The organism is Candidatus Sulfotelmatobacter sp. (assembly GCA_035498555.1).
Lineage (GTDB): Bacteria > Eisenbacteria > RBG-16-71-46 > RBG-16-71-46 > RBG-16-71-46 > DATKAB01.
On sequence record DATKAB010000208.1, the window covers coordinates 1 to 9009 of the forward strand.

Annotated in this window: 7 protein-coding genes; 6 read left to right on the plus strand and 1 reads right to left on the minus strand. The window is 68.2% G+C overall.

The annotated features are described in order from the left end of the window. The 6 genes from VMJ70_15925 to VMJ70_15950 form a co-directional block, all read left to right on the plus strand. Window positions 1–2089: FG-GAP-like repeat-containing protein (locus VMJ70_15925; protein ID HTO92620.1), on the plus strand; the 2089-nt coding region annotated here is incomplete at its 5' end. A 166-nt stretch (window positions 2090–2255) separates the two neighbouring features. Continuing rightward, the gene (locus VMJ70_15930; GenBank protein HTO92621.1) at window positions 2256–2768 is read left to right on the plus strand and encodes a hypothetical protein; all 513 of its coding nucleotides are present in this window, start codon (window positions 2256–2258) and stop codon (window positions 2766–2768) included. Between the two features lie 84 nt (window positions 2769–2852). Then, entirely contained in the window at window positions 2853–5201 is a 2349-nt protein-coding gene (locus tag VMJ70_15935) for an endonuclease (GenBank protein HTO92622.1), read from the plus strand. Between the two features lie 157 nt (window positions 5202–5358). Further along, a complete protein-coding gene (locus VMJ70_15940; protein ID HTO92623.1) occupies window positions 5359–5844 on the plus strand; it encodes a hypothetical protein in 486 nt (161 codons plus the stop codon). A gap of 176 nt (window positions 5845–6020) precedes the next feature. Beyond that, entirely contained in the window at window positions 6021–6494 is a 474-nt protein-coding gene (locus VMJ70_15945) for a (2Fe-2S)-binding protein (GenBank protein ID HTO92624.1), read from the plus strand. Next, window positions 6491–8650, plus strand: coding sequence for a molybdopterin cofactor-binding domain-containing protein (locus VMJ70_15950; GenBank protein ID HTO92625.1), 2160 nt, complete (start codon window positions 6491–6493; stop codon window positions 8648–8650). Before VMJ70_15945 ends, VMJ70_15950 begins: the two co-directional genes overlap by 4 nt. Before the next feature lie 13 nt (window positions 8651–8663). On the opposite strand, the gene VMJ70_15955 is transcribed toward VMJ70_15950, so the two are convergent. Continuing rightward, the coding region (locus VMJ70_15955; GenBank protein HTO92626.1) for a hypothetical protein at window positions 8664–9009 on the minus strand (346 nt) is incomplete at its 5' end.

Genomic DNA, 9009 nt, shown 5'->3' on the forward strand with positions numbered 1-9009 from the left:
CTTCGTCACCGTGGCGCGGATCGATGACGTTGGGCTCGTCGAGAGCTTCCTCGACAACGCCCCGCCCTGGGGATTGCCGCCGTTCGCCGCGGAGGCGGACCTGAACGGCGACGGTCTGCCCGACATCGCCGCGTTCTCCAATGTTATCGACCCCTACGCCCCCGGATATATCATTCGACTGTTCATGAACCAGGGAAACGGGAACTACGCGGCGCCGATCAACGTCGTGCTTCCCCCGGACTCCAATTTCGTATACACGCGACCCGAATACATCTTCGCGGCCGACGTGGACGGCGATGGAGACATGGATCTGGTGGTCGACCGCGAGGACACCGAGATGTCCGTGCTCACGAACGACGGCGCCGGCAATTTCACGCAGACCCTCACGCCCCAGGCCGACCTCGGTCGAACCAACGACGCCACCATCCATGGCGCCCCGGTGGACGTGAATGGCGATGGGAAGGCGGACTACCTGATCGACATCATCGATCATCTCGATCTCGCGCTGGTCCTCGATCTGCACGGCAACATCCTTCACCAGCTCCCGACCGGGAGCTATCCCTTCGGCCTCGAGGTCGTCGACTTCGATCACGACGGCGCGCCCGACTTCGTGGTGCTGAACGAGGCGGCGCCGGCGACGCTCGACGTTTTTCTCGGCCACGGCAGCGATCAGTTCGGGGACGTCGTCAACAGCGTCGCCCTGCCGGAAAGTCCGATCGGGGTGTCGGTCGGCGATCTCGACTCGGACGGGATCCCCGATTTGGCGCTGGTGAGCTATCCGCACGTCACCACCGTGCGCTCGTCGGGAGGGGCCTTCGCGACGCCCTACGCGCTTCCGGCCACCGGCACCGCCGTGGCGACGGGGGTCGGCGTCGGTTCGCAACCCAATGCCGTCGAAGTGGTGACCACCTTCGACTCGCGCCAGCCGGGCCGTTTCCCGGTCTCCGCGTCGGGCGTTCTCGGTGCTCCGTCCCTATTCGACGGCACGACCGGCGAAGAAGTGGCGGTCGCCACCGGGGATCTGAATGGCGACGGGCGCTACGACATTGCCGCCGCGATCTTGGAAGGCGGGAGGGACAGCGTGATGGTGTGGCTCAGCAACGGGTCGGGCTTCCAGCCACCGGTCCGCTACGCGGTGGGCTCGTACGTGCGCGAGATCACGATCGCCGACCTCAATGGCGATGGCGCGCCCGACATTCTCACGGTGAACAACTCCGACAATTCCGTTTCGGTGCTCATGAACACGGGCAACGGCGTGATGTCGGCGGCAGCGGATTACCCGATCCCGGGCGGACTCGCGCCCGCTTCGATCGCCGTTGCCTCGGTGGTCGGGGCCGACAATTTCCCCGACGTGGCGCTCGCGATTCCGGATCAGAACGAAGTCTACGTGTTCCAGGGCAACGGGAACGGAACGCTCTCCCCGTTCGGCACGTTCCCAGTCGATCCGCAGCCGGTGATGGTGCGTGCCGGCGACATCGACGCCGACGGCAACATCGATCTGGTCACGGCCAATACGACCGGGAATACGGTGAGCGTGCTGGCCGGGACGCTCTCGGGCTCCACGCACGGCCTGGCGGACGCGGTCAGCTTCGGCGCGTGTCAGGCTCCCAAGCTGATCGCGCTCGGCAATTTCTCGAACCATTCCAACGGCAGCCTCGACGTGGTCGCGATCGGGAATCGGACCGTCCCGTCGTTTGCGCCGAACCTGGCGGCCGCTCGGCCCGCCCAGGTCCAGGCGACCACCGAGACCGATCTCTTCTACCTGACCTCGGTGCCGCAATCCACGACTTCGGCGCCGGTGATTTCGGCGCCGGCCATGCTCGAATTCTCGCTCGCGCCGAATCCCTCGCGCGGCTCGACCGAGCTGGTGTTCGCGCTGCCGCGCGCGGGACACGCCTCCGTCGACGTGTTCGATGTCACAGGACGCCGCGTGGCGCGGCTCGCCGACGGAGGATTCACGGCGGGGCTGCATCGGGTGCGCTGGGACGGGCGGGACGACGGAGGATCGCGAGTGGCCGCCGGTGTCTATCTGGCACGGGTCGCGACCGATGCGGGGGCGATGACCCGGCGGGTGGCGCTGGTGCCGTGACCCGAAGGGGCGCCCCGGCAGGGGATCGAGGGGCGCCCGCGGCTTGATCGGGCCTCACGGGCCCACATCGCCCTTCGAGAACGCGGTGGCGGATGCTAGGATTCCCCTGTAATCGCGCGCCACATCCGTCAGACGGCGAAGCGCCGCATCTCGAAAGAGGTCCCCCATGAATCGTCGCTGGCTACCCCTGCTCTTTGTTCTCTTGCTCTCGCTGGTCTCCGCAACGCATGCCCGGGCCACCGAAATCTGGACTGGCCGCACCTTCGGCTTCTCGAAGACGCCGTTCGGGAGCCCCACGCAGCCGCTGAACCAGGACCGCATCACCCCGACGGTCTGGATCTCCCGGGCCAACACCCAGGGCATCTTCAATGTCGCGCTGGAGAGCGCCTACACGCACAACGTCAGCCCCAAGAACACCGAGTGGGCGACCGGCGACGCGATCAATCACGCCAGCCTGACCTTCGCGCCCTGGGAAGTCTGGAACGGGGCGGATCCGCCCAGCTCGGTGGGCGTCAATGCCTGCATGCACATCATCGACGCCGATATCTATCTCGACATCGTGTTCACGGCATGGGGAGGGAGCAGCTCGGGGGGCGCGTTCTCCTACCTGCGGGCCCTGCCGCCGGCGGTGCCGACCCGGCAATCGAGCTGGGGAAGGATCAAGCGGCTCTACCAGTAGCGCCGATCGGTGGCTTTGGCTCGGGCTCGAGTCCGGGTTACGCTTGTACGCGCCGCGTCATCCGACACCCCGAGGCCCGCCACCTTGCGCACGGCATTCTCGAGATTTCTCGCTCCCACCCTGCTGGTCGCCGCGCTCACCGGGTTCAGCGCTCCGCGCGTTTGGGCCGCGATCCCGTTCCCGATGACGAGCGGGAACTACGCCGAGAATTTCGACGACATCGCGAACTGGACCAATAACTTCGCGTCCGGAATCGGAGCCCAGTACTGGGCGTCGGTGCCGGTCAACGCCACCGGCACGATCCCCGACGGCGTCCGGACCACGCAGACCACCGCGTCGTTCGTGACGACCACGGCCGAGGGCGTACAGAAGGGCTCGGGCAACATTCAGCTGCTGGCCACCAACGCCACCGACAACTCGCACGCCGTGGCCATCGATCTCCTGCTCGATTTCACCGGCGTCACCGCCGGCACGCTGAGCTTCGATTTCGCCACGGTCTTCAACACCACGGGCAATCGCAACGGCTCGCTGCGCGTCTACACCAGCACCGACGGTGCGACGTTCACCGAGTTGACCGCCGCGTCGGTTCTCAACTTCCAGAACAACGTGGCGTTCTCGACCCAGATCCAGCTCGTGCCGCTGCCCGCCAGTTTCACCAACTGTCCGACCGCGCGCATCCGCTTCTACGACTACAACGGCACCGGCCCCTCGGGATCTTCCGGCGCGCGCCCCAAGGCCTCGATCGACAATCTCGCGGTGACCGGGACGCCGATCGGGGTCGGCGGCCCGGTGATCTCCAGTCTCTCGCTGATTCCACCGGCGCCGGTGGACACCCTCGGCGTCACGGTTCAGGCCAGCGTGGTCGACACCGCGCGAACGCTCAACGCCGTCTCGCTGGCGTGGGGCCTGAGCAGCTCGCCGCTCCCCAACGTCGTCAGCATGGCGCCGGTGGGTGGCGACTTCTGGCAGACGTCTTCCCCGATCCCGGCGCAGGCGGGGGGAACGATCGTCTACTACCAGATCACCGCGGTCGACGACTCGATCACCGTGCAGTCGCCGGTGCTCAACTACACCGTCACCGGGACCGGCGGCGGTGGGAGCACGACGCCCGTCATCACTTCGATCTACGAGGCCAGCGATTCGACGCTGCAGGTGTTCTTCAGTGTTCCGGTCGATTCCGCGACCTCGGAGACCGCGGCCAACTACAGCGTCGAGGGGCTGAGCACGGTGAGCGCGTCGCGCGATCCGGTCACCCGCTCCCAGGTGACGATCACGGTGCGCTCGATTCCAGCCGGCGACCGCACCCTCACCGTCAACGGGGTGGGGGATCTCTCGGCGAGTCATTTCACCAGCAACGCGACGTTTGCATTCCACTTCGTCGACGTGTCGATCCCGGCCGGCTACTACGATTCAGTGGCCGGCCTGCGCGGGTCGGCGCTGCTGATCGCGCTGCACAACATCATCAAAGGGCACACCGCGCTCAGCTACAGCTTCACCGCCACTGCGTTCGAGCACACCGACAAGCGCCCCGACGGCAACGTCTGGGACGTCTATTCCGACGTGCCGGGGGGGACGCCACCCTACGAATACGCCTTTGGACCGCTGGGTTCCGGCAGCAGCGAGGGCATCGCCTACAACCGCGAGCATTCGTTCCCGCAGTCGTGGTTCGGGGGCAGCGTGCTGCCGATGTACTCCGATCTCTGGATCATCTACCCCACCGATTCCAAGGTGAACGGCGAGCGCGGCAACTATCCATACGGCAAGGTCGGCACCGCCACCTGGACGTCGCTCAACGGCACCCGGCTCGGCAACTGCGTGTCGCCCGGCTACACCGGCACGTGCTTCGAGCCGATCGACGGCTACAAGGGCGATCTTGCGCGCAGCCAGTTCTACGTGGCGGCGCGCTACTACGGTGAGGACTCGTCGTGGCCGGGCGGCGCGTCCACCGACGGATCGCAGCTGCTGGCCTGGGCCGCCCATCAGTACCTGGCGTGGAGCATCGCCGACGCGGTGAGCTGGAAGGAGCGCGTGCGCAACGCCGCGATCTACGAGTACCAGCACAATCGTAACCCGTTCGTGGATCATCCCGAGTACGCAAGCGCGATCTACGACTCGTCGAACGCGACCGCAGTGGATCCGCTGCCGACCCCGACCCGTGCGCTTTTGCGATTTGCGGCTCCCAATCCGTTCCAGGCGCGCGCCACGATCGCCTACGATCTGCCGCGGCGAGCCCGCGTGGACCTGCGTGTCTTCGACGTCGGCGGCCGGCTGGTGCGATCGCTGATCGCGGGCGAGGTGCAGGACTCCGGCCGCCACTCGATCGAATGGGACGGTCGCGACGACGCCGGCGCCCCGGTGGTCTCGGGACTCTACTTCGGGCGGCTCGAGTCGGCCGGGCAGATCGACGTGCGGCGCCTGCTGCGCGTTCGCTAGAACGAACCCCGGGCCCGCGCCTCGCGCAGCTCCGATGCGAGCCCGGCTCGCGCCCGCCGTAGGTTGAACCCTCCGGCGAATAACTGCTAGCGTCCCGCGGTTCGCAACGGTCTTGGAAGGCACGGAGCCAAGTCCTCGAATCCCGAAGGAGCCCGTCATGAACTCGAAGCGCCTCGTCGCGTCGATCGCATTCCTGCTGGCCGTGGTTGCGGCGCATCGTGCGGTCGCGGCCGAAGGCCCGATCAACATCTCCCTGTTCCCGCCGATCGCGATCGTCAAGCCCACCGAGGGCGTGAGCGCGTTTCGCCTCGATCTGATCTACGGAAAGAACACGTCGGTCAAGGTGGTGGATCTCGGTCTCATCAACCAGACCACGACCGCTTCGAACGGCCTGCAGTGGGGGTTCGTCAACTACAACGAGGGCAGCTTCAGCGGTCTCCAGATCGCCGCGATCAGCTACGACAAGGGAACGGCGGGTGGTCTCCAATGGAGCGCCTTCAACTACGCCGGCACCGAGACCGGTTTGCAGCTCGCGTTCATCAACTACGCCGAGAAGCTCGCGGGCTTCCAGATCGGGGTGCTCAACATCGCGAAGTCCGGCGGCATGTTCCCGTTCATGGTGATCGCCAACTGGAAGAAGTGAGGCGCGCTGCGAGCGAGCACGTTCCTCACGATCCGCTGACACACCGAGCGCGCCCAACCTCAGGACGGGCGCGCTCGTCCGTTTTCCGTGGCCACGCTCGCGCGGTCGCGGCGAGATCATCGGCGCTCGCGACGATTCGCGCCCGCGGGTCGCCGGCGAGCCCGGAGGGTGATGCCATGCCTCGCTATTCGTTGGTCGTCAATGCGACGCCACGACTCGTGGACGCCTCGCCCGACATGCCGCTCCTGTGGGTGCTGCGCGATCTGCTCGGCCTCACCGGCGCCAAGTACGGCTGCGGCATCGGGGTGTGCGGCGCGTGCACGGTGCGCGAGGGTGCCACCACGCTGCGCTCGTGTCAGCTGACGATCGGCGAAGCCGCGGGCCGCTCGTTCGTCACGATCGAGGGCCTCGAGTCCGCCGGTGGGAGCGCGATCCAGCGGGCCTGGCTCGACGCCGATGTCGCGCACTGTGGCTACTGCCAGCCGGGGATGCTGCTCGAAGCCTCGGCGCTGCTCGAGAGCCGGACGCCACCGGACGACGCCGCGATCGAACAGGCGCTCGATGCCCATCTCTGCCGCTGCGGCTCGTACCCGCGCATCCGTCTCGCGCTGAAGCGCGCGATCGAGCTGCGGCGCGCGGGCAAGCCGTGACCACGACCCGTCGCGCATTTCTCAGAGCCGGCAGCGCGCTCGTCGCCGGCCTGGTGCTCGAGCTGGGCCTCGACGGCCGGCTGCGCCGCGCGAGCGAAGCCCTCGCCGCCGAAACCGCGGGCAGCGACGGCTTCCGCCCGTTCGCGGTGCTCGCGATCGAGCCCGGCGGACGCACGCGCATCACGGTGGGCCGGGTCGAGATGGGCCAGGGCGTGCGAACCTCGTTGCCCCTGATCGTCGCCGAGGAACTGGACGCCGACTGGTCGCAGATCGAAGTGGATACCGCGAGCCCCGGCCCGGATTTCCCGCGCATGACGACCAGTGGCAGCTGGAGTGTCGGCGGCAGCTTCGAGCCCCTCCGCCGCATGGGCGCCAGAGCGCGCGCCATGCTGATCGCCGCGGCCGCGGCGCGCTGGGGCGTCGAGGCTTCGACCTGCCGCACCGAAAGCGGGCGCGTGATCCATTCGCCGTCGAAACGTGAATGGAAGTATGGCGATCTGGCGCTCGACGCCGCCAGGCAACCGGTACCCGCCGACGCGCCCCTCAAGTCGGCGGCGGAACACCGTCTGATCGGGCGGCGCACGCCGCGCTTCGACGGGCGGGCCATCGTCACCGGCGCCGCTCGCTATGGAATGGACGTGCGCGTTCCGGGAATGAAGTTCGCGGCCCTCGAACGCTGCCCGGTCGCCGGCGCGCGACTCAAATCGCTGGACGATCAGGCGGCGCGCCGCGTGCCGGGAGTGCGCGGCGTGGTGCGAGTCTCGAACGGCGTTGCCGTGGTGGCCGATCACACCTGGGCGGCGCTCGAAGGGCGGCGCGCTCTGGTACTGAAGTGGGAGGGCGGCGACGAGCCGCGCTTCGACTCGGCGGAATATCAGGCGCGGCTGATCGAGGCTTCGAACGGGCGCGGCTCGGTCGGCCGCGACGTCGGCAATGTCGAAACCGCGCTGGCGAGCGCGACGCGCCGGCTCGACTCGGTCTACGAGTATCCGTTTTTCGTCCACGCGCCGCTCGAGCCGATGAACACGGTCGCTCACGTCCACGACCGGCGCTGCGAGCTGTGGGCCAGCACCCAGGCGCCCAACTGGGTGCAGGAAGCAGTGGCGAAACAGCTCGGGCTCTCGCCGCAGGCGGTCGAAGTGCACGTGCCGCTGCTGGGCGGCGGCTTCGGCCGCAGGCTCGGAGTCGACTACGCGCTCGAAGCGGTCGAAGTCTCGAAGGCGGTCGCGGCACCGGTTCAGGTGATGTGGACGCGGGAAGACGACACGCGCCACGGCTTCTTTCAGCCGGCGGCGGCGCATCGCATGGCGGCGGGCCTCGACGCCGGCGGCCAGGTCGTGGCCTGGTGGCATCGCGAGGCGAGCAGCGCGCAGAACTATCGCGGCAAGATGGATCCCGCGAACCCCGATCTCGCCGCGATCCACATGTGGGGCGGAGTCGACAACCCCTACGCCTTCGCCGCCATGCGCGCGGAATTCGTGCTGGTCGAGGCGCCGATTCCGCTCGGGCCATGGCGCTCGGTGTTCGCGCCCTCCAACGTGATGGCGCGCGAGTGCTTCGTCGACGAGATCGCGGCAGCGACGAAGCAGGATCCGGTGAAGCTGCGTCTGGCGCTGCTCGCCTCCCCGAGCGGAGACGAGGCCGTACAGGCGGAGCGGAAGCGACTCGCGGCGGTGATCCAGCTCGCCGCCGAGAAGTCGGGCTGGGGCGGCGCGCTTCCTCCGGGTCGCGGCCGCGGGATCGCGGCGCACGTCTACGACGGCGAAACCACGCTCGCCCAGGTGGCCGAAGTGTCGGTCGAAAGTGGCGCGGTGCGCGTACACCGATTCGTGTGCGCCATCGATTGCGGCCCGGTCGTGAATCCGCTGGGGCTCGAAGCGGTGGTCGAGAGCGGTGTGGTCTGGGGGCTATCGCAGACCCTCGGCGGCCGGATCACGTTCAAGGACGGCCGCGCCGAGCAGTCGAGCTACGCCGACTACCCGATCCTGCGACTCTCCGAGACGCCGGCGATCGAGACCTGGTTCATCGAGGGCGCGAAGCAGCCGCTCGGCGCGGGGGAACAGCCGGTGTCGCCGGTCGCCGCGGCGGTTCTCAACGCGATCTTCGCCGCGACCGGCAAGCGCGTGAGGCGCGTGCCGATCGGAGACGGAGCGTGACCAACAGGAGCTCCTAGCGGGCGGCGGTCCGGTTCCGCGAGTAGAACCAGCCCAGGACCGCGCCGATGACCAGGCCGATCGGCCCGGTGATGAAGATCCCGAGCAGGGGTCCTTGATTGGCGCCCGGCGCCCAGACCAGCGGGCCGAAAAAGCCGATTCCGAGGCCGACCGCACCCGCCGCCAGGCCGCACACGATGACAGTTCGCATGCGCGCCCGGCTCGCCGCTCGGTTCCCGCGCATCGCGAACCACACGCATAGCGCGATGAACAACGCCGTGCACGAGCCGAAGACCGCGAGCAGTGGATCGAAGCCACCGCGGATCAGTCCGTAGAGATCCCGGCACGCGGAGGGCGCCGCC